The following is a 20,996-nucleotide window of genomic DNA, read 5'->3' as shown; positions in this document are numbered from 1 at the left end:
GCCGGAGCCTCGCGCGACTTGGCCCCCTTGTACTCGCCGAAATGGTGCTTCGGGATGATCATGCCGGCGACGCCCACGAAGGCATCGGCCCAGAACGGCGTTGCCTCGGCGAAGATGACCTTGACGGTGTGGGAGTCGACCTTCTCGACCTTGATGTCCTTGTAGGAGCCGGTGGTGTAGGCGGCGGTGGCCGGATCGGCAGCATATTCCCAGTTGAAGACGACGTCATCGGCCGTGAACGGCTTGCCGTCATGCCATTTGACGCCCTGCTTCAGTTTCCACGTCACCGACTTGCCGTCGGCCGCGAGACCGCCATTCTCCTTGGAAGGGACTTCGGCAGCGAGGCACGGAATGAGATTGCCTTCGGCATCCCAGCCGGCGAGCGGTTCATAGAAGACGCGCGAGGCCTCCTGGTCCTTGGTGCCAGAGGCGAAATGCGGGTTCAGCAGGGTCGGCGCCTGCCAGAGCAGGATCTTCAGCGGCCCGCCACCGCCGGCCTTGGTCGGCTTGTAATCGTCGACCGGCTGCGCCATCGCGACGCCGTTCCAGGCCAGCATCTGGGTTGCGATCGGTGCGCTCAGTCCCAGCGCCACCATCTTCTGCACGAAGGAGCGCCGCGACAGGCCACCTTCCTTCACATCCGCGATCAAACCTCGCAGGCCGTGTTCGTTCATACATACCCTCCGCCAATCGGCAACCGACAAAACTCCGGAGGTCTTGCGCCCCCTGCTTTTCCCTCAAGCTGCTCCCAGCAAGGCATGTGCCAAAGAGCGCGTCAACCATGCAGCGCAGCGCCTTGCAGTCCCGCTTGGAACTGACTGGACGAGACTCTCCTGGCTTGCTCAAATGCGGAAACRCTTAGAAGCGAGATAAAAATGGACAATCGAAACGACCTCTGGCGCCAGGTTGACGCAAGCAAGGAGCGCTTCATCGCGCTGAGCGAACGGGTCTGGGGCATGCCCGAGGTCTGCTATACCGAACAGCGCTCCGTGGCCGAACATGTCGCCGAGCTCCGCCACCAGGGCTTTCGAATCACCGAGAACGTCGCCGACATCCCGACGGCCGTCATCGGCGAGGCCGGAGAAGGCGGCCCGGTCATCGCCTTCCTCGGCGAATATGACGCACTCCCCGGCCTCAGCCAGGAGGCGGGTGTTGCCACGCACCAGCCGCTCGAGGATGGCGGCCATGGTCATGGCTGTGGGCATAACCTGCTCGGCTCCGCCGCACTGCTCGCCGCCACCGCGATGAAGAACTGGCTGGCCGAGAACAAGATCCCGGGGCGCGTACGCTACTATGGCTGCCCTGCTGAGGAAGGCGGCGCAGCCAAGGCCTTCATGGTCCGCTCGGGTGCCTTCGACGACGCCGATGTTGCGATTTCCTGGCACCCGTCGAGCTTCTGGGAGGTCACCCCTCCCCTCTCGCTCGCCAATACGCGTGCCGATTTCATCTTCACCGGCCGCGCCGCCCATGCTGCGGCCTCGCCGCATCTCGGCCGCAGCGCGCTCGACGCCGTCGAGTTGATGAGTGTCGGCGTCAACTATATGCGCGAGCACATGCCAAGCGACGCGCGCGTGCACTACGCGCTGCTGGATACGGGCGGCATCGCCCCCAACGTCGTGCAGGCGCATGCGCGCGTCCGCTACTCGATTCGCGCGCGCGATTTGCCCGGCATGCTCGAGCTCGTCGAACGCGTCCGCAAGATCGCCGAGGGCGCGGCATTGATGACCGAAACCAAGATGGAGATGCGCATCATCAGCGCCGTCTCGAACGTCGTCGGCAACACCCCGCTCGAGAAGGCGATGCACGACATTCTCGAGGAGCTCGGCGCTCCGCATTTCGACGAGACCGACCGCGCCTTCGCCCGCGATATCCGCTCGACGCTCTCGCCTCAGGAGATCGCTTCCTCCTGGCGCTCGATCGGCCTGCCTGAAACCGAGGCTCCGCTTGCCGATTTCGTTGTCCCGCTCGACGCGCCGCGCAATCCGATGATCGGCTCGACGGATGTCGGCGACGTCAGCTGGGTCGTGCCGACGGTTCAGGCTCACGCGCCAACCGTCGCGATCGGCACGCCTTTCCACACCTGGCAGGTGGTGGCGCAGGGCAAAAGCCCGGCCGCGCACAAGGCCATGGTCCAGGTTGCCAAGGCGATGGCAGCGACCGGAGCCGCCGTGCTCTCGGACCCTGCCCTGATGGCTGCGGCAAAGGCCGACCTGAAGACCCGCGTCGGCAAGGATGGCTATGTCTCGCCACTGCCGGGGGAAGTGCAGCCGCCGCTGAACATGTCGCGCGGCTGAGACATAAAACAATCCCCAGCCGCCACTGGCGGCTGGGGACAGCTTTCGGTTTCAAGTCGCCGCGGCAGCACGCCGCGACGAACGATGACCTCAGAGGACCGGAGCGGCCTGCTGGCCCAGTTCCTCGGCTGAGGGAATACGGCCGCCCTCGAACCAGTAGGCCGCTGCGGCACGCGACATCGCCGCGCCGTCATGGCCGATTCCGTTCACCGTGATCAGCTGCCAGTTGCAGGGCAGCCCGAGCCGGGCCGCCTCGCGCTTGGCGAAGTCGAGCATGAAGTGGGCCCGGCCGTAGCGATGCGGCCCCTGAGCCAGCGCCTCGGCCTGCGATGGCAGGTTCGGATCGGCGGTGGCGATGTCCTGGTCACCGGCGAAAATGATCATCGGATAGGCAAGCCAACGCGCCAGCGCCGCTTGATCCAGCCCGAGCTCACCGAGGCCTTCCGGGAAACTCCTGTCAAGGCAAGGCAATGTGTACCAGCCCGGATTGGAGGCCATCGCCGCCTCGAAGGGTTCCGAGCCTTGCGTCGCCAGCATCCGATGGACGAACTGACCGCCGGCCGAATGGCCGAAGATGCGGATCACCGGACGGTCGATGACGCCACCGGCACGCAGCGCCTCGAGCACACGCTGCGGCACGGAATAGAGCCAGGTGTCGCGTGCAGCGATCGCGCCGCCGGCCCCGAGAACGAGCCCGTTATTATAGCCTTCGGCCTGCGGATAATGCTCGTTGGAGAAGGTCGGGGCGACGATCAGGAGGCCGTGCTTCTCCGCAGCATCGATCCAGAAATCGCGGTACTCGTCGCCATTGCGCAGCATGCCGTGCTGCACGACCACTACCGGGTCGTTCGGCTTGTGGCCGGCGGGACGATAGATATTGACCTCGAGCGGCCTGTCGGGATGAAAGCGATCGACGAAAGGCAGAGTGCTGCGGCCGATAGCGGGCGTAAGCGAAGCGGTGGTCATGCGGTCTCCGGGGCCTTGTGCAAATGGCAGGCGGCGCTGCGGCCGGGCGCGATCTCGGTCAGTTTTGGCCGGACCTCACGGCAAACGGGCATCGCGAGCTCGCAGCGCGGGTGGAACGGGCAGCCTGGCGGCGGTGCGAGTGGCGACGGCAACTCGCCCTTCAATGGCTGGAAATCACGCTTGCGCCCGGCCGCCGACGGGATCGCCTTGATCAGGGCCGCGCTATAGGGATGCGCCGGCTCGGCGAAGATCGCAGTGGCAGATCCGATCTCGACGATCCGGCCGAGATACATGATCGCGACCCGGTCGCTGATATGGCGCACCAGCCCAAGATCATGGCTGACGAAGAGATAAGTCAGCCCGTGCCGCTCCCGCACATCCATGAACAGGTTGATGACCTGGGCCTGGATGGACACGTCGAGCGCCGACACCGGTTCGTCGCAGACCAGGAAATCAGGCTTCACCGCGAGCGCGCGGGCAATGCCGATACGCTGGCGCTGGCCGCCCGAGAACTGGTGCGGATAACGCTCCCGATAGGCGAGATCGAGCCCGACTTCGGTCAGCGCCTGATCGACAGCGGCCTCGATCTCAGCCTTCGGCAGCAGCTTATGGACGCTCAGCGCCTCGCCGACGATCCGGCTGACCTTCATGCGTGGATCGAGCGAGGCGTAGGGGTCCTGGAAGATCATCTGGACCTTGAGCRGGAACTCGAGCCGGTCCTTGCCCTTGAGCCCGGCCACCGGCTTCTGTTCGTAGATGACCTCGCCCGTGCTCGGCTTGAGGATGCCGGTGGCGACACGCGCCAGGGTCGACTTGCCGCAGCCGGACTCACCGACGAGCCCGAGGACTTCACCGCGCTTGACGCTGAGATCGACGCCGTCGACGGCTCGCAGCGCCGGCGGCGCCTYGCCGCGACCGGTCGCCATCAGGATGCGTTCCGCCAGGGTGGGGCTGCGGCGGAAGTGCTTGGTCACACCCTTCAGTTCGAAGACGGGCGCACTCATGCTGCCTCTCCCTGCGGAACCGGGTTATGGCAACGGAAGCTGCGTTCGGCGGTCCCGGTCGGCGTCGGATCCTGCTCCGCGCAGATCGGCTGGACCCGGTTGCAGCGGGGGCGGAATGGGCAGCCGCTCGGGCGCCCATCGATCCGCGGCGCGACGCCGTCGATCTGGTTCAGGCGCTCACCCGGCTCGACCATCGCGGCCGAGGAATTCAGCAGACCAAGCGTATAGGGATGCCGCGGCTGGTCGAGCACGGAGTCGACCGGACCGATCTCGACAACCCGGCCGGCATACATCACGGCGACCCGGTCCGCGAGCTCGGCGACGACCGCGAGATCATGGGTGATCCACAGCACCGCCGTACCGGTTTCACGGCTGAGCTTTTGGACCTCGAACAGGATCTGGCTCTGGATCGTGACGTCGAGCGCGGTGGTCGGCTCGTCGGCGATGATCAGGTCGGGTGCATTCAGCAGCGCGGTCGCGATCGCGACACGCTGGCGCATGCCGCCCGAGAACTCATGCGGGAATTGCTTGAGGCGTGCCTCCGGCGAGGAGATGCCGACACGTGCCAGTGCCTTGGCCGCCTCGCTCAGCGCTTCCGCGCGGCTGCACTGGCGATGCTCCAGGATCGCCTCGCTCATCTGCTCGCCGATGCTGAGCACCGGGTTCAGCGTCATCAGCGGATCCTGGAAGATCATGGCGATGCGATCGCCGCGCAGCTTGCGCAGCCGCTCTTCGGACGCCTCGCGAAGGTTCTCGCCGGCGAAGGTGATCTCGCCCGCAACGATCTCGCCCGGCGGATCGATGAGCTGGACCAGCGAGAAACCGGTCACCGACTTGCCGGAACCGGATTCTCCGACCAGCCCGAGCACCTCGCCGCGCGCGACGCTGAGATCGACGCCATCGACGGCCGGCCAGGCGCCATCGAGCGCGTGGAAGACGGTCCTGAGTCCCCGGACCTCGAGAAGCAGAGCACTCATGAGCGCACGTTGAAGCTGCGGCGCAGGCGGTCGCCGACAAGATTGAGCGACATGATGAGCAGCACCAGCGCGATGCCGGGGAATACCGCGATCCAGTATTCGCCGGAGAGGAGGAATTCGAAGCCGTTGGCGATCAGCAGTCCGAGCGAAGGCTGCGTCACGGGCACGCCGACGCCGAGGAAGGACAGGGTCGCCTCCAGCGTAATTGCGCTCGCAATGCTGATCGAGGCCACCACGAGCACCGAGCCGACCGAGTTCGGCAGGAGATGGGCCAGCATGATATGTCGGGTCGGCAGACCGAAATTCAGCGCCGCCTCGATATATTCCTTGCGACGCTCGACCAGGGCGGCGGCACGCATCAATCGTGCATATTGCGCCCATTGCACCAGCACGATCGCAAAGATCACCTTGTCGACGCCACGGCCGATCGAGGCGAGCAGCACGAGCGCGATCAGGATCGAGGGAAAGCCGAGCATGAAGTCGACGACGCGCATGATCACGGCATCGACCGCGCCGCCGAACTGAGCTGCGAGCAGGCCGGCGGTAATGCCGATGACGAGCGCGCCCGCGGTCGCCGTGAGACCAACCATCAGGCTGGTCCGAAGCCCGTAGAGGATCGCGCTCAGCATGTCGCGACCCTGGGCATCGCTACCAAGCCAGTAGGTGATGCCGGTCATGCCGCTGTCTCCCGGAGCCAGCCGGTTGTCCATCACGCTCAACGAGGCGAGGTCGTGCGGGTTCTGCGGAGCGATGACGGGAGCAAGTACGGCGAGCAGGACAAGGATACCGAGCAGGATCGCGGCGCCGCGCGTCGTCGGCCGGTTCCGGATCCGGCGCAACACCTTCTCGCGCAGGGGCGTATCGGCATAGGCCGGCACGACTGGAGCTTTCGCCGGCGCGCTCATGCCATGTCTCCGGTCAGCTTCACGCGCGGATCGAGCGCGGCATAGAGAATATCGACGAGGAAGTTCACCGTGACGAAGAGCAGCGTTGCCAGCAGCACATAGGCGACGACCACCGGCCGATCGAGCTGGTAGATCGAATCGATCAGGAGCTTGCCCATGCCGGGCCAGGCGAAGACCGTCTCAGTGATGGTGGAGAAGGCGACGAGGCTGCCGAACTCGATGCCGACCACCGTCACGACCGGGATCAGGATGTTGCGCAGCACGTGCCGACCGACGATCCGCTTGCGGCGCACGCCCTTGGCACGGGCATATTTCACATAGTCCTGCGTCATCGTCTCGGTCGTGCCGGCCGCGACGAGGCGGATCATCAGTGCCGTATTGGGGATGGCGAGGTTGAGCGCCGGCAGGATCAGATGCTGCAGCCCGTCCAGCGTGAGCAGGCTGGTCTGTACGCCGAGCACGGAGACGGTCTCGCCGCGGCCGGCCGTCGGCAGCCAGCCAAGCACGACCGCAAAGAGCAGGATCAGCATCATCCCCTTCCAGAAATTCGGAAGGGAATAGCCGAGCACGGTACTCGCCATGATGATCCGTGACGGCCGGCTGTCAGGATCGAGTCCCGCGAACAGCCCGAGTGGCACACCGACCGTGACGGCCAGCGTCATCGCCAGCAGCACCAGTTCGAAGGTCGCGGGCAGACGGGCGAGGATCAGTTCGATCGCGGGCACGCCATGCACGAAGGAGCGCCCGAGATCGCCCTTCATTGCCCATGAAGGTGAAATATTGCTGCCAGACTGGCAGGTCGAGGCCGAGCCGCTTGATCAGGGCCGCGCGCTCGGCGGCACTGACCTGTGGCGAGACCAGGAGCTCGATCGGGTCWCCAATGCCATAGACGGCGAAGAAAACCACGACCGAGACCGCGAGCAGAACGATGACGCTCTGGATCAGCCGCTGCAAAACATAGGCGGTCATTGCGTTTGATCGACTCTGCTACGCTTACTGGATGACTGGACTTACTTGGCGACCGGCTTCACCGACATCGCCAGCATGAACTGGTCGGCGCGGCCGGTGACGTTCAGGTCGGACTTGAACGCCCAGATACCGCTTTCGAAGTGCAGCGGGATGAACGCACCGTCTGCGAGCACCAGCTTGCCGGCTTCCTGCAGCAATTCGGCCCGCTTGGCATCGTCGAGCGTCGTCACGGCAGTGCGGATCACCTTGTCGAACGCGTCGTTCTTGTAACCGCCATAGTTCGAGCCGCCGAGGGTCTTCTCGTCGTTCGGGGTCGGCGGCCACTGACGCAGGAAGGACGCAGCCTCACCGGTGCCGGAACCCCAGCCGCCGAGCGCAACGCTGAATTCCTTCTTGGCGCGGCGCGGGAAATAGATCGCGCGCGTCATCGCATCGACCTCGGTCTTGATGCCGATCTGGGTCAGGTACTGCGCGACAGCCTGGGTGATCTGGCTGTCATTGATATAGCGGTCATTGGTCGAGGACAGCGTCAGCTGGAAGCCCTTGGCATAGCCTGCCTCGGCCATCAGCTTCTTGGCGGCAGCCGGGTCATAGGCCAGCTTCGGCGGGTTCGGCAGCGTGCCGAACATACCGGTCGGCAGGAACTGGTAGGCCGGCTCTGCCGCACCGTCCATGATCCGCTTGACGATCGCGTCACGATCGATGGCGAGCGACATCGCCTTCCGGACGCGGGGGTCCTTGAGCGGGTTCTTGCCGTCTTCGGACTTGACGAAGGGGCTCTGGTCGCGGGCCACGTCGAGCTGGAAATACATCACGCGGGTCGAGGGCGTGACGACATGGCCAAAGCGCTTGTCACCCTTGATGCGGCCAAGGTCGCGCGCCGCGGGATTCTCGATGACGTCGTAGTCACCGGCAAGCAGCCCGGCCAGGCGCGGACCGGCATTGGTCACCGGCAGCAGGCGCACGGTCGCCCAAGGCTCGGCCTTGCCCCAGTAGCTCGGGTTGCGCTCGAGCTCGATCGACGAACCGCGAACATAGGACTTCAGCTTGTAGGGGCCCGTGCCGATGGCGAGGCTGCCGTCATTAAAACCGCTCACGGCCGGCCACGCGCCGGTCACGCCGCAGTTCTTGGGAACGTCATAGCTGATGGGGCCATGCTCGACGATCGAAGCCGAGAGAATGCTGAGGCTCGAAAGCAGGTTCGGCATCAGCGGTTCGGGGTTGATCGTGTTGATGATCAGCGTGTGGGCGTCGGGCGCCTCGACCGAGGCGAAGTTCCCGGTGATATCGGCGAAGGAATCGGAGACCTTGGTCTCGTTCTTCAGCGTGCGGCAGAACGTGAAGACCACGTCTTCCGCAGTAAAGGGCTTGCCGTTCGAGAAGGTGACGCCCTGGCGCAGCTTGAAGGTCCAGCGGTTCTTGCCGTCATTCTCCCAGGAATTGGCGAGGCTGGGATGGAGCTTCTGCTTCTCGTCCTGACGCACGAGCGAGTCGAAGATGTGCTGGGCCAGCGCATTGTTCGGCGTGAGATCATGGTAATGCGGATCGACAGCTGTCGGTTCCGAAGCCAGCGCGATGCGCAGGGTCTGGGCCCAGGCCGGCGCGGCGGCAAGGCAGGTTCCGGCCAAAGCCGCAACCATTAAGGATTTACGCATGGTCATCTCCGCTCCCAATGTGAACCATTTTGACAGCTTCATTTTCGTTGGGTAGCAAACATGAAAATATTCGAACGTCAATCGGGTGGAGACGCATGTCCCAAGGCTTGAAGCCGACGACCGATCTCTCGAACCGGATCGCCCGGGTCTACCCGTCCTTGAGCAACGGGCATCGGCGTGCGGCCGATTTCGTGCTGCAGCACCCACTCGACGTCGCCACCATGACGATCGAAGGACTGGCTGAAGGCAGCGGGACCTCCAACGCCACCGTCACGCGCTTCGTCCGCGCTCTTGGCTATGGAAACTATGCCGAATTCCGTGCAGCCCTCTCCTCGGCCCTGAAATTCGCGCTCGATCCGGTCGACAGTTTTGCAGGCGCACGCTCGGCCGCGGGCTCGACCTTCGCCACCTTTGTTGACGCCCTTTCCGACCAGTCGGCCAATCTGCAGGCCGCGCGGGACGCCCTCGACGAGGCGACCACGACACGGGCGATCGAGGCGCTGCTCAAGGCGCGCCGCGTCTTCATCGCCGCGTCGGGGGCGAGCCATCATGTCGCATCTTTCCTTGAGGACGGGCTCGCGCTCTATCTCGACGCCGACGTGACCTTCGCGTCCTCACGCGCTGGCCCTGAACGAGCCATTCGCCACATGCTCTCGGCCAGGCCGGACGACCTCGTCGTCGCGATCTCGGTGCCGCGCTATTCGCGCACCACGCTCGACCTCGCCTCCTTCGCGAAGAAGCGGGGGTCGACTTTGCTTGCGCTGACGGACGGCCCCACCTCCCCACTCGCCAACATCGCCGACATCACGCTCTTCGCCCCGGCCCGGAATCGGCTTCTGCCGAATTCGCCGACTGCGATCTTCGCGCTGGCGGACGCCCTGATTACGGCGATCGCCCGCGAGCGACCTGACGCAGTCGAAGCACTGAAGGGCTTGAGCGAAAGCCTGCTCTGGACATTTCACCACTGAGGTGAGCTTGCCATGCCCCCCGTCAACAGACGGGGTGTAGCAACAAACCCGTGTACCGGCGCCGATCATGGCGCTTCGCGCTACTGAAGGAGCATCGCAAGACGAATTCAACTGAAGCGAGAGCGATTCAGGCTCTTGCACAGCAGCGCGATGACAGTGCCCCCGCTCTATCGGGTTATGTCACGGTGTATCCGCCGACTTGTCGACAGGTAACCAAGGCAAGTGTCGAACCCGAAGAGGTCGTTCATGGCCCAGGATTTCTGCGCTATTTTGAAAACTATCTGATTCAAAATCTTAAAATTTACGGAGAATTCTCGTCTATCGGCAGAACATTGGCCTTGGCGCAAGAGTGCACAAATTGCTATTCTTCTAATCTGGAATACGCGGAAGACACGGCCTAGCACCGAGACGATCGCGCACTGGATCGATGCCACGATGGATTGTGGATGAACGACCGGGTGAATGACAAGTACGCAGGCGCTTCCCAGGCGCAGGGCGGAGGAACTGACACGACGGTTGGGGACGGAAAGAAGTGGCGCTGGCCCACCGCATTCCGCAACGCAATCCTGCAACGCTGGAACGCCCTGACCCTCGAACGCCAGTTCCTCCTCACCGCCGCCTTGGCCGTCGGCCTGTCCATGGCTGCTCTCGGCTATTGGGTCGAGAGCCGGATTCGCTCCGGCTGGATTCAAGGCATGGCGGAAACGGGAGCGCTCTATCTCGAGGGATTTCTGGCACCCCATGTGCAGGGGCTGGATGCCTCGAACACATTACCGGAGGAAAGCCGTGAGAAGATCCAGGCCCTGCTGGTTAATACCAGCCTCGGCCGCCACGTCGCGATCATCAAGTTATGGGACCTCAACGGGAACCTGATCTTCAGCACGAGCAAGGTCGAGTCTCACGGGAAGCTGCCGGCAGGCGACATCAAGCGGATCATGGCAGGCAACGTCGTCGTCGACACCGATCTCGACGATGACGGCGATGAGCTCAGGGCTCTGAAGTTAAAGCCAAAGCTGATCGAGATCTATGCGCCGATCTACAGGGAGAAGACCAGGGACATCATCGCGATCGGAGAATTCTACGAGTTCAGCCAGTTCATGAACCGAGAGATCTCCAGCGTCCGATACGCGACATGGTTCCTCATCGCGAATGTCGCCATCGTCATCGTCATCCTGCTACATGTCATCGTCAAACGCGCGAGCCGGATCATCAGTAGCCAGCAGGCTCTTCTCGAGCAGAACCTGGCGCGGGCTGAAGCCCTGGCGAAGCGGAACAATGCGCTCAGGCGGGCAGCGGACCGGGCCAGGCTCAACGCCACCGTTCTCAACGAGACCTATCTTGCCAGCATTGGCGCCGACATCCACGACGGGCCCATCCAACTCCTAAGCCTGATGATGCTGAAGCTGCCCTCTGCAGCAGATCGGGCGAGCGGGACCGTGGCGCCCGCAGCCCATGCTCACGGCGAGCTCGAACCCCTGATCCAGCAGGTCCTCTCGGATCTGCGCAACCTGTCGTCAGGACTGGCACTGCCCGAGGCGGAGAATCTCTCTCTCGCGGAGACCATCCATCTGGCCATTACCCGCCATGAGCAGCAGACAGGCACACATGTGCTTCGCAACATCGCCGAACTGCCCGCACAGGTTCCCGTCGCCATCCGCTTCTGTTCTTACCGGGTCGTGCAGGAGGCGTTGACCAACGCCTATAAACACGCCGGGGGGCGGGGGCAGAAGGTCGAAGCCCGCATTGGCGACGACATGCTCGAGATCTGCGTGTCGGACAGTGGCAGCACCTTGCCCGTCCAGCACCGTGACACGACACTCGGTGGTGGCGGCCTCGGGGTGCGGGGCATGGACAGCCGCATCAAGGCATTGCGAGGCCAACTCACAGTGAGTCGGCTACCTACAGGTGGAACCGAAGTGCGCGCCACGCTGCCCATGCGATCCTGACGGCGCGATCCCGCCCCTATCGAGGCCTCGCCGGATCACGCGTATCAGATGCCGGAGGAACGAGCCTTTGCGCCGCGATAACAACCTCGAGACGATTCCTGGCATTCAGCTTGTGCATGAGATTGGTCATATAGCCCTTGATCGTCTTCTCGCTCAGCGAGAGGGCCCGGGCGATCTCTCGATTCTGCTTCCCGCACAGGAGAAGCCTCACGATCTGGTCCTCCCGCACACTCAGCCTGGTGCTCTGCGCCGCCCTCTTCTCCAGCGCCTTGCTTTGCAGCGCACCGATCACCTTGGTGGCGAAAGCAGGCGTGATATAGATCTCGCCTCGCCGCGCCGCCTCAATCGCGTCGAAGAGATCATCGGCGGGACTGCCCTTGAGGACGTACCCACTGGCGCCGGCGTCGAGCGCCTGAATAGCATGGTCGGTACTGGTCGATGCGGTGAACACCACCATTTTCATGTGAGGCGCAGCCTTGGATGCGTCCGAAATCGCCTGGAAGGCATCGCCCGCCATGTTCAGATCGACAATCATCGCGTCAGGTTGGTGAGTTTCCGTGATCGCTGTGATGTGATCAGCAGCGGAACCAGTCGCAACGAGCGAGAATCCACCTTTACGTTGCAGCAGTGCAACGATCCCTTCGGTCAGAAGCGGGTGGTCGTCTACAACCGCAATCGATATGCCATCCATCGCTGGCCTCCCCCAATTCTATGCCGCGACGCTGAGAGCATGCTGGCTCATTTACAGCCTCGTGTAAATGACTTGGTGAACGAAGGGTTAACTTATGTTGTCTTCGCGCCAAACGCTCGCCCAGGAACCGCCGTATGGCTAGATCTTGCACGAATACCTGGTGATTAATGTGATCCAGGTCACAGACCGCACCCGGATTGCGTTGATCGTTCAGTCAAATGGATCAACCCCGCGCCTCGGCATTCCCATTGGCTTGCCGCCATCGTCTCGTGTATCGTATGCAGACATTATCATACAATGCATGGAACCGGGAGAGCCGGCATGGCGCGGAGCGACGAGACAATGCAGTGGATCCGCCAGCTCGATCCATCTGCAGGCCCGCGTTACCTCCAGATCGTCGAACTGATTGCCGAGGCCGTCGCGAACGGCACCCTGCGCCCTGGCGACAGACTCCCACCGCAGCGGCAACTCGCCAAACTTGTTGACGTCGATCTGACGACGGTTACTCGCGCCTATGCAGAGGCAAGACATCGCAATCTGCTCGATGCGGTAACCGGGCGCGGCTCCTTCATCTCGACGCGGAAGGAACAATCGGGTCCGCTCATCGACCTGAGCATGAACATTCCCCCGCCCCCGAAAGGCATACGCCTTGCTGAATTGATGCAGCGCGGTCTCACAGAGGTCCTGTCGCGATCCAGTGCCGATTTGCTGATGACCTATCATGTCGGAGCGGGTTCGCTGGCGGACCGGGCGGCCGGCTGTGCCTGGCTTGAGCCCGTTCTCGGACGGATAGAACCCGCCAGATTGCTCGTCGCCCCCGGCGCGCAGCCGGCGCTCGTGGCACTGGCCAGCCTGCTCGCGAAACCGGGTGAGGCCATTCTGGTCGAGGCCCTCGCCTATCCCGGCCTGCTTGCAGCGGTGAGGCTGGCGGGGCTACGGCCTGTCCCCGTCGCGACGGACGAAGAGGGTCTTCTGCCGGGCGCCCTGGAGCGGGCCATTGATGAATCCGGCGCAAAACTGCTCTGCGTGACGCCGACGATCCAGAATCCGACCACGGCGACGATGCAGCCTGCACGACGCGATGAGATCGWGCGGATCGCGCGGGCAAAACACCTGAGGATCATCGAAGACGACCCTTACAGCCTGCTCGCCGGCGATGCTCCGTCACCGCTGGTCGCCCTCGCTCCGGAGCGGACCTATCATGTCGCGACCCTGTCGAAGGTCCTGACCCCGGGGCTGCGTACCGCCTTCGTCGTCCTGCCACCGGACGAGAACCGTGACGCGCTCGTCGCGATCCTGCGAAGCATTGCACTCATGCCACCCCCGCTGATGACGGCGCTTGCAACCCATTGGATCCGGATCGGCGCCGCTGGCGACCTGCTCGACGGGGTGCGCCGCGAGGCTGCAGCGCGCCAGGAGCTGGCCCGCTCCATCCTGCCGGCTTCGGCCCGGCATCATCCGAACGGCCTGCATATCTGGCAGCCGCTGCCAGCGCATTGGGATCGTTACCGCCTGGTCGAGGCAGTCCGTCAGGAAGGCCTCGGGGTCACGCCATCGGATGCATTCAGCGTCGAAGGCGAGGCCCCGGACGCGGTCAGGATTTCTCTGGGCGGCGTGCCGGAACGCGGCCGCCTCGCCCATGCCCTGAAGGCGCTGGCCGCAATCATGGGCAATGAGCGCTCGCAGCATCAGGGGATCGTCTGACGAGACCAGGAGCGCGCAGGCACGGCCTCCTCAACGCGCTCCGTTCCTCCGGGTCAGGCCGGCGTCTTCTCACCCTTGGGGCGCGCCAGCCGACCTTCCTCAGCCTTGTGGAAGAACTGTGCTGCGACGAGCCAGCCCTTCAACGGCTGCAGCGGCGGGATGCAGGTCAGCAGGATCAACGGCAAGGTGGTGACGAGATGAACCCAGGCCGGCGGCTCATATGCCATTTCGAGCCAGAGCGGGAACACCACGGCCGGAATGCAGACAAACATCATCACGAAGAAGGCCGGCCCGTCGGCAGGGTCAGCAAAGGAATAGTCGAGACCACAGACCTCGCATTTCGGCCGCAGCTTCAGAAAGCCCTCGAACAGGTGCCCCTGTCCGCAACGCGGACACCGTCCGCGCAGGCCGGTCTGGGCAGGCGAGAGGGGTGGCCATTCTTGGTCGGACACGGGAACAACTCCTTGAAGCCAGCTCTGAGCGGCCAACGTCGCCCACTAAATGGCGACACAGACGTACAATGTCAAGATTGTACGCATACACAGATGAAAAGCGACGGGCCAATCCTCACGACAGACACATCGCGCCGGCAACAGGCTTCTGCCGCGCGATGGAGCAAGTCTAGGGGCGTTGAAGTCGCGGGTACGGCGCGAGATCGGGACTGACACCACAGCGTCCCTGCGCGACGAGACGGGTGAGAAGCGAGCGCCGAACGGTCAGCCGCGCCGCGATGCCCCAGCCGGCTTGGCGGTCGAAGCGGAATGCAGGTTCACGACTTCGGCTCCGGCGCATCGAGCTTCAGCTCGACATGAACCGTATCGCCATCGGCATGCGTGACGCGGAAGCCCAGATCGCTCGCCATCTGCAGCATCGGAACATTATGCGCCAACACTTCGCCGAAGAGCCGCTGGTAGCCCTGCTCCCGCGCATGCGTGATGATTTCGGTCATGAGGCGATAACCGAGGCCCCGCCCCTTCATGTCGGAGCGAACGAGGATCGCATATTCCGCCGTCTTGCGCTCCGGGTCGCCCGAGATCCTGACGACGCCGAAGATCGGCCCCACCCCATAGGGCGCACCGGGCTCCCCCGCGACCAGGGCCATTTCCCTGTCATAGTCGATCTGCGACAGCCGGGCCGCCGTTGCATGCGGAAAGATCTTCACCGGTCCCAGGAAGCGCATCCGCAGATCGTCCGGCGTACACAACGCGACCATCTCGGCGAGAGCGCTCTCGTCCTCGGGCCGGATCGGGCGCAGATGGAGCTGCGTGCCGTCGCCAAGCGCGATCTCGCGCTCGAGCTGGTGCGGATAGGGGCTGATCGCCAGTCCAAGACGGCGCCCTTTCTTGCCGGCGATGACGATCCGGGCATCGAGCGCAATGCAGCCTTCGTAGTTGGCGAGAAGCGGATTGATGTCGAGCTCGATGATCTCGGGCAGCTGCACGACCAGCTCCGACAGGCGAACGAGAATATCGACGACGGGTTCGAGCGGCACGGCGGGAACGTCGCGAAACCCCGCCAGCAACCGCGCAACCCGCGTGCGCGAGATCATGTCGCGCGCCAGGACCGAATTCAGCGGCGGCAACCCGATGGCGCGGTCCCCGATCACCTCCGTCGCGGTGCCGCCGCGTCCGAACAGGATCACGGGACCGAAGGTTTCATCCTGAGCAATGCCGAGGATCAGTTCGTGTGCCTTCGGTCGGGAGATCATGGGCTGGATCGCAAAGCCATCGATCCGCGCCGCGGGTCGAAACCGGCCCACGCGCTCCAGCATCTCGCGCGCCGCAGCCTCGACCTCCGCCCTGCTCTTCAGGCCCAGGACGACGCCGCCGACATCGGATTTGTGGATGATGTCATGCGAGAGAATCTTCAGCGCCACCGGAACCGCGATCCCCTCGAAACATGCTCCGGCCTCCTCCGGGGTCGCCGCCAGCTTCGTCTCGACGGTGGGTATCCCGAACAGCCCAAGCAGTTGCTTGGATTCCGGTTCCGTCAGCGACGTGCGTTTCTCGCGCAGGGCTGCCCGGATGAGTTTGCGCGCCGCCTCGACCTGCCTGGGCGCAATCGCGACGCCAGCTGTCGGGGTTTCCAGCAGAAGCTCCTGGTTTCGCCGGAAGGCGGCGAGATGACTGAAGGCCCGGACCGCCTCTTCCGGTGTTGCAAAATTCGGAAGTCCGCCGTCACGCAGATGCGCCCTGGCGGCCTGCGCGAGCGTGCCGCCGAGCCAGCTCGTCATGACGGGAACATGCTTCTGCCGTGCGACAACCCGGGACACGGCACGTGCCGTCTCCGCGCCGTCGGCGACCGCGGACGGACAGTTGATGACCAGGACGGCATCGCTCTCGCGCTCTTCCAGCAGCGCTTCCAGCGCAGCCGCGTAACGATCTCCCGTTGCGTCACCCAGGACATCGACCGGGTTCCCGCGCGACCAGCCTTCAGGCAGCACGCTTTCTAGCTTGGCGATCACCGCCGGGCTGAGGGTCGCGACGCGGTTTCCCCGCTCTCCTACGGCATCGACGGCGAGGATGCCGGCGCCGCCGCCATTGGTCAGAATGGTCAGCCGGTCGCCAGTGACGCGGACACCTTTTGCCAGGATCTCGGCCGCGGCGAAGAGCTCATCGAGTTCGGCCACCCGCAACAGGCCGGCGCGCCGAAAGGCAGCGTCATAGACTGCGTCCGCGCCCGCAAGTGCGCCGGTATGCGACAGCGCCGCCCGCGCTCCGGCGGCACTGCGCCCGGCCTTCACCACGATGACAGGCTTCATGCGCGCCAGCGCCCGGGCTGCCGACATGAACTTGCGGGCATGGGAGATGTTCTCGACATAGAGCAGCACTGAGCGCGCCGTCGGATCCGTGCCGAGGTAATCGAGCATGTCGCCCGCGTCGACATCGCTGGTGTCGCCGAGCGCAATCGCGTGCGAAAGGCCGATACTGCGCCGGTCAGCCCAGTCGAGCAGCGCCGACATGATGCCGCCGGACTGGCTGACGATGGCGATATGGCCTGGCCGCGGCGTCAGATGCGCAAAGCTCGCATTGATCGCGCGGGCGGAGGAAATCAGGCCGAGGCAGTTCGGCCCGACGATGCGCATCAGATGCGTCTTGGCCGCATCGAGCATCCGTTGCCGCAGCCCATCCGTGGCCGCACTGTCGCCAAAGCCGTTGCTGATCACGATTGCGGCGCGGCAACCACGTTGTCCGAGCTCCGATATCAGCTCGGGAACCGCCGCTGCCGGCGTCGCCAGGACGGCAAGGTCGGGCGTGACAGGGAGTTCTGTGACGGAGCGATAGCTCAACGCCGCGCGGATCGCCGTTTCATGCGGGTTGACCGCCATGATCGGCCCCTTGAACCCCGCGCCATAGAGATTGGCGGCAAGCGTCGCCCCGACCGAACCGGGCTGATTGCTGGCCCCGATCAGGGCGATCGCGCGAGGATTGAAGAGCGCGTCGAAATTCCGAATGCTCATGAGCGGAAACCGGGCTGAACGCGCCCGGTCTCAAGCCGGGAGTGGCTCAACCGCGCGTTTGCAGAGTTGAGCCATTTTCCCCGCAACGATCAATGGCACATGAAGAGCGGCACCTTGCTGTTCTTGAGCAGGGATTGCGTCACCCCGCCGAGCAGCCATTCGCGCAGGCGGGAATGGCGATAGCCACCCAACACGATGAAGCCGGCACCGAACTCGGCCGCCTCGTCCTGGAGTGCGGTCGCGACGTCGCGCCCCTTGCCGAGCGCCACCGTCTTGACCGTGACATCGACGCCATGACGCGCGAGATGAGGTGCCAGCTCGACGCCGGGCACCGCGTTGGACAGGTCCTTCTCGCCGGTGACCGAGACGATCTCGACAGCCTTGGCGGCTCGCAGAAACGGCAAGGCATCGGCAACCGCACGCGCCGCGCTCGCCCCGCCGTCCCAGGCGATGACGATGGTCTCTCCGGAGAAGCCGGGATGGCCAGGCGGAACCACCAGGACCGGCCGGCCGCTCTCGAACAGCGCCGTCTCGATCAGGCCGCGGTCGATGGCGAGCGTCGCCGGCTCCGCATCCAGGATTGAGAGGTCGTTGACGCGGGCATGGTCGAGAAAGCGCTGCAGCAGGCTGCTGTAGATCAGTTGAGGGCTCTCCACCGTGCTGACCACGCCGGCAAGATTGGCCGCGAACCGGGCGTCGGAGGCAAGCTTCTGCGCGAGACCGGCGATGCGCCGATTCTCCGACGCAACGATCGCACCGCTGAAATCATCGATCATCGAATAGGGCACGGAAAACCGGCTTGCCGCCGCCTGAACCGTAAGATGCGCATTCGTCTGCCGCGCCAACGAAAGCCCGTAGCCGACAGCAAGGTTCTCCTCGGTCTGCCCCTCCTCCGTCACCGCCACCAATATGCTCTTGATGCCTTCGATCATGTCGTCCTCCAGTACGCGAAAGAACCTCCGCCAGTCCGGCCAAAACGTCCTTGCGCCAGATCAAACCGGACGCGCCCGAAATATGCGCGATTGATCGTGGCCTGCATATCCAAGCGGCAGAAAGGACGGACGACCATCATGCTTTATGTCATCACCCTTCATCTCGCCCGGACGAGCGGCTATCCCGAGGGAAGCCCACGACATGGCTACGAGATCACCGCGCCGCTCGACCCTGACGGACATATCGATGCGGCCGCCTGGCAGGACCAGCGCGATCTCTGCCGCGTCAGGCGCTTCTCGGTGGGGGAGCCGGATCGTCACGGCTGGCTCCTGCGCCGGGCCGGAGGCGCCGGCGGCGCGACCTGGTTCATCGACTATGACGATTCCGGCAGCGATGACGACGAGGCCGGCTACCGGCTCGACCGGCACCGCTTCGTCGTCGGCGACTATGTCTCTATCCGCGACGGTGACGGCCACCTGCAGCCCTTCCAGATCATTGCCGTGAAACCGAGGGCCCCGGTCAAACCAGTCATCGCCTGAAGGCATCTACGGCATCTGCGCGGTGCCGGTGTGCAGGGGGGCGCCTTGCTCCATATCAATGCGTCCCTGCACACTGGGCTCGATCATAGATGCCACGGATGCGTCGAGATTTGGGGGACATGCGATGACAGCAACGGTGAAAGCGCAGGCGGGTTACGCCAGCATCATGGTGCCGCTGAACCTCGGCAGCGGGGCCGCCGATCGGGTCAAGCTGGCCGCGTCCCTGGCGGATCGTTTCGGCAGCCGGCTGATCGGCATCGCCGCAGAGGACTTCGTTCTCCCCTATGTCGGCGACGGCCTGGCGAGCGTCGACGCGCTCCTGATTGAGGAGAGCAAGCGCGCAGTCTCAGCAGAGCTTGCCCGCGCCGAAGCGATATTCCGCAAGGCCGCCGGCGACATGAAGCACCTCGTCTGGCGCAGCGCCATCGAGACACCGCGAAACTTCGTTCTCGACCAGGCCCGCGCAGCAGATCTCGTGGTGCTGGCGCGCCAAGCCCCTCACGATCCCGTCCAGGGAGGGATGAGCCTCTCTCCGGGCGATCTGGTCATGTCGCTTGGCCGGCCGCTCCTCGTCGTACCGCCCGACGTCAGCTATCTCTCCGGCAAGCATATCCTGGTCGCCTGGAAGGATACGCGGGAAGCGCGGCGTGCCGTGCGGGATGCCCTGCCGCTTCTGATGCAGGCGGAATCCGTGACTGTCCTGTCGATCGGCCCGGATGCCGAAGATCAGGGCGCCGAAGACGTGCGCGACTATCTCACCTTGCACGGTGTGGCGGCAAAGGCAGTCCTGCAGACCGACAGTGCCAAGCATGCAGTCAACGAGTTGATCGACTTTGCGACCGAGCACGGCGCCGATCTCATCGTTTCCGGCGCCTATGGCCACAACCGCATGCGGGAATGGATGTTTGGCGGCATGACGCGCGATCTGCTGCAAGCTTCACCGGTCTGCTGCTTGATGTCACATTGAGGCTTTGCCGGCTTCGCAGGCGTCCACCGTCCGCATGACATCCCTGCTCCCATCCGGCTCGCATAGGAGGTTTCGGGGTGCCCCAGTCTCAGGCGGAGGCCCTGACACAGCCCGACAGTGAAAGCTGGGCGGCGCGGACCTCCCGGCTCTATCGCCAGCATCTTGACCTGATTCTGGTCGGCATTGCTTTGGCCGGGCTCATTGCCGGCGGCTGGTTCTGGTGGAGCGGCATGGCGAACTCAGCCAGTCGCGCCTGGACTGTTGCGACCATCCCGGTGCTGCTGGCGCTCATCATACAGATCGTCAGGTCGCTGCGGCGCGGCGATGTCGGTCTCGATATCGTCGCTGCCCTGTCGATGTCGGCGGCGCTGGCCTTCGGCGAAAGCCTGGCCGGCAATGTCGTCGCGCTGATGTATGCCGGCGGCCAGTTGCTCGAGAATTTTGCCCAGGGGCGTGCGCTCCGGGAGATGTCGGCCCTCCTCGGCCGGGTCGCCTTCAATGCCATGCGTTATCGCAGCGAGACACTCGAGGAAGTGCCGATTGCCGCGATCCGCCAGGGCGACCGCCTGCTGATGCGCACCGGGGAGGTGCTGCCGGTCGACGGCCATGTCGCAAGCGGCACCGCCGTGCTCGACCTTTCGGCTTTGACCGGAGAATCCGTGCCGAAGAGCCTGAGCCGCGGCGCCGAGGTGCTCAGCGGAGCAACGCTGCTCGGAGCCCCGTTCGATCTGATCGCGAGCCGGCCGGCGTCCGAGAGCACCTATGCCGGGATCGTCAAGCTGGTGGAACAGGCGCAGGCGAGCAAGGCGCCGATGGCTCGCCTGGCGGACCGTTACGCCATCGGTTTTCTCGTGCTGACCCTCGCGATCGCGGGGGCCGCCTGGCTGCTGAGCAGCGACCCGATCCGCGCCCTGGCAGTCCTCGTCGTGGCGACGCCCTGTCCCTTGATCCTCGCCGTGCCGGTCGCGATCATTTCAGGCATCTCGAAGACCGCGCGGGGCGGCGCACTGGTCAAGGA

General features: G+C 64.5%; 17 protein-coding genes and 1 pseudogene. 7 read left to right on the top strand and 11 right to left on the bottom strand.

Features of this window, described 5'->3' with window-relative positions:
* Positions 1-674, bottom strand: a 674-nt coding sequence (locus tag AC1D34_RS15990; protein ID WP_476824704.1) for an ABC transporter substrate-binding protein, incomplete at its 3' end; no start/stop codon positions are given.
* 201 nt (positions 675-875) lie between these two features.
* Here AC1D34_RS15990 and AC1D34_RS15985 point away from each other — a divergent pair.
* A complete protein-coding gene (locus AC1D34_RS15985; RefSeq protein WP_441488308.1) occupies positions 876-2,294 on the top strand; it encodes a M20 family metallopeptidase in 1,419 nt (472 codons plus the stop codon).
* A 90-nt stretch (positions 2,295-2,384) separates the two neighbouring features.
* Here AC1D34_RS15985 and AC1D34_RS15980 read toward each other — a convergent pair whose 3' ends face one another.
* The 6 genes and pseudogenes from AC1D34_RS15980 to AC1D34_RS15955 all read right to left on the bottom strand — a co-directional run bounded on the left by AC1D34_RS15980 (position 2,385) and on the right by AC1D34_RS15955 (position 8,770).
* Entirely contained in the window at positions 2,385-3,260 is an 876-nt protein-coding gene (locus AC1D34_RS15980) for an alpha/beta hydrolase family protein (RefSeq protein ID WP_441488307.1), read from the bottom strand.
* Positions 3,257-4,264 carry an ABC transporter ATP-binding protein gene (locus AC1D34_RS15975; RefSeq protein ID WP_476824703.1) on the bottom strand — a complete coding sequence of 336 codons (1,008 nt, stop codon included), beginning with the start codon at positions 4,262-4,264 and terminating at the stop codon, positions 3,257-3,259. The genes AC1D34_RS15980 and AC1D34_RS15975 overlap by 4 nt, the downstream gene beginning before the upstream one ends.
* Positions 4,261-5,241, bottom strand: coding sequence for an ABC transporter ATP-binding protein (locus AC1D34_RS15970; protein WP_476824702.1), 981 nt, complete (start codon positions 5,239-5,241; stop codon positions 4,261-4,263). Before AC1D34_RS15970 ends, AC1D34_RS15975 begins: the two co-directional genes overlap by 4 nt.
* Complete coding sequence (locus AC1D34_RS15965) at positions 5,238-6,146, bottom strand: ABC transporter permease (RefSeq protein ID WP_069879499.1); 909 nt, start codon at positions 6,144-6,146, stop codon at positions 5,238-5,240. Before AC1D34_RS15965 ends, AC1D34_RS15970 begins: the two co-directional genes overlap by 4 nt.
* Positions 6,143-7,115, bottom strand: a pseudogene (locus AC1D34_RS15960) (ABC transporter permease). The gene AC1D34_RS15965 and the pseudogene AC1D34_RS15960 overlap by 4 nt, the downstream one beginning before the upstream one ends.
* 41 nt (positions 7,116-7,156) lie before the next feature.
* Complete coding sequence (locus AC1D34_RS15955) at positions 7,157-8,770, bottom strand: ABC transporter substrate-binding protein (protein ID WP_441488304.1); 1,614 nt, start codon at positions 8,768-8,770, stop codon at positions 7,157-7,159.
* 95 nt (positions 8,771-8,865) lie between these two features.
* Between AC1D34_RS15955 and AC1D34_RS15950 the strand changes: the two genes are divergently transcribed.
* Both AC1D34_RS15950 and AC1D34_RS15945 read left to right on the top strand, forming a co-directional pair.
* A complete protein-coding gene (locus AC1D34_RS15950; protein ID WP_441488303.1) occupies positions 8,866-9,738 on the top strand; it encodes a MurR/RpiR family transcriptional regulator in 873 nt (290 codons plus the stop codon).
* A gap of 446 nt (positions 9,739-10,184) precedes the next feature.
* Complete coding sequence (locus AC1D34_RS15945) at positions 10,185-11,684, top strand: sensor histidine kinase (RefSeq protein ID WP_476824701.1); 1,500 nt, start codon at positions 10,185-10,187, stop codon at positions 11,682-11,684.
* A gap of 16 nt (positions 11,685-11,700) precedes the next feature.
* On the opposite strand, the gene AC1D34_RS15940 is transcribed toward AC1D34_RS15945, so the two are convergent.
* Entirely contained in the window at positions 11,701-12,375 is a 675-nt protein-coding gene (locus tag AC1D34_RS15940) for a response regulator (RefSeq protein WP_476824700.1), read from the bottom strand.
* 321 nt (positions 12,376-12,696) lie between these two features.
* Between AC1D34_RS15940 and AC1D34_RS15935 the strand changes: the two genes are divergently transcribed.
* Positions 12,697-14,079 carry an aminotransferase-like domain-containing protein gene (locus AC1D34_RS15935; RefSeq protein ID WP_476824699.1) on the top strand — a complete coding sequence of 461 codons (1,383 nt, stop codon included), beginning with the start codon at positions 12,697-12,699 and terminating at the stop codon, positions 14,077-14,079.
* A gap of 53 nt (positions 14,080-14,132) precedes the next feature.
* Here the strand turns inward: AC1D34_RS15935 and AC1D34_RS15930 are convergent, their stop codons facing one another.
* From AC1D34_RS15930 to AC1D34_RS15920, 3 genes are all read right to left on the bottom strand, one after another.
* A complete protein-coding gene (locus tag AC1D34_RS15930) occupies positions 14,133-14,531 on the bottom strand; it encodes a DUF983 domain-containing protein (protein WP_043238048.1) in 399 nt (132 codons plus the stop codon).
* Between the two features lie 317 nt (positions 14,532-14,848).
* The gene (locus tag AC1D34_RS15925) at positions 14,849-17,539 is read right to left on the bottom strand and encodes a bifunctional acetate--CoA ligase family protein/GNAT family N-acetyltransferase (RefSeq protein WP_441507700.1); all 2,691 of its coding nucleotides are present in this window, start codon (positions 17,537-17,539) and stop codon (positions 14,849-14,851) included.
* An 89-nt stretch (positions 17,540-17,628) separates the two neighbouring features.
* A complete protein-coding gene (locus AC1D34_RS15920; protein WP_441507699.1) occupies positions 17,629-18,471 on the bottom strand; it encodes a universal stress protein in 843 nt (280 codons plus the stop codon).
* Between the two features lie 138 nt (positions 18,472-18,609).
* Between AC1D34_RS15920 and AC1D34_RS15915 the strand changes: the two genes are divergently transcribed.
* The 3 genes from AC1D34_RS15915 to AC1D34_RS15905 form a co-directional block, all read left to right on the top strand.
* Entirely contained in the window at positions 18,610-19,011 is a 402-nt protein-coding gene (locus AC1D34_RS15915; RefSeq protein WP_441488297.1) for a hypothetical protein, read from the top strand.
* 124 nt (positions 19,012-19,135) lie between these two features.
* Positions 19,136-19,978, top strand: coding sequence for a universal stress protein (locus AC1D34_RS15910; RefSeq protein ID WP_441507697.1), 843 nt, complete (start codon positions 19,136-19,138; stop codon positions 19,976-19,978).
* Positions 19,979-20,055: 77 nt separating this feature from the next.
* Positions 20,056-20,996, top strand: a 941-nt coding sequence (locus AC1D34_RS15905; RefSeq protein WP_476824698.1) for a P-type ATPase actuator domain-containing protein, incomplete at its 3' end; no start/stop codon positions are given.

This window comes from Allobosea sp. P1_A7 (assembly GCF_056406775.1).
Note: the sequence above shows the minus strand (reverse complement) of the source record. Positions and strands in the feature narration are given on the sequence as shown.

Bases quoted from the DNA above. Each gene is read 5' to 3' on its own strand.
- AC1D34_RS15985 (WP_441488308.1), top strand. From the start codon at position 876: ATGGACAATCGAAACGACCTCTGGCGCCAGGTTGACGCAAGCAAGGAG.
- AC1D34_RS15980 (WP_441488307.1), bottom strand. From the start codon at position 3,260: ATGACCACCGCTTCGCTTACGCCCGCTATCGGCCGCAGCACTCTGCCT.
- AC1D34_RS15970 (WP_476824702.1), bottom strand. From the start codon at position 5,241: ATGAGTGCTCTGCTTCTCGAGGTCCGGGGACTCAGGACCGTCTTCCAC.
- AC1D34_RS15965 (WP_069879499.1), bottom strand. From the start codon at position 6,146: ATGAGCGCGCCGGCGAAAGCTCCAGTCGTGCCGGCCTATGCCGATACG.
- AC1D34_RS15955 (WP_441488304.1), bottom strand. From the start codon at position 8,770: ATGCGTAAATCCTTAATGGTTGCGGCTTTGGCCGGAACCTGCCTTGCC.
- AC1D34_RS15950 (WP_441488303.1), top strand. From the start codon at position 8,866: ATGTCCCAAGGCTTGAAGCCGACGACCGATCTCTCGAACCGGATCGCC.
- AC1D34_RS15945 (WP_476824701.1), top strand. From the start codon at position 10,185: ATGAACGACCGGGTGAATGACAAGTACGCAGGCGCTTCCCAGGCGCAG.
- AC1D34_RS15940 (WP_476824700.1), bottom strand. From the start codon at position 12,375: ATGGATGGCATATCGATTGCGGTTGTAGACGACCACCCGCTTCTGACC.
- AC1D34_RS15925 (WP_441507700.1), bottom strand. From the start codon at position 17,539: ATGAGCATTCGGAATTTCGACGCGCTCTTCAATCCTCGCGCGATCGCC.
- AC1D34_RS15920 (WP_441507699.1), bottom strand. From the start codon at position 18,471: ATGATCGAAGGCATCAAGAGCATATTGGTGGCGGTGACGGAGGAGGGG.
- AC1D34_RS15915 (WP_441488297.1), top strand. From the start codon at position 18,610: ATGCTTTATGTCATCACCCTTCATCTCGCCCGGACGAGCGGCTATCCC.
- AC1D34_RS15910 (WP_441507697.1), top strand. From the start codon at position 19,136: ATGACAGCAACGGTGAAAGCGCAGGCGGGTTACGCCAGCATCATGGTG.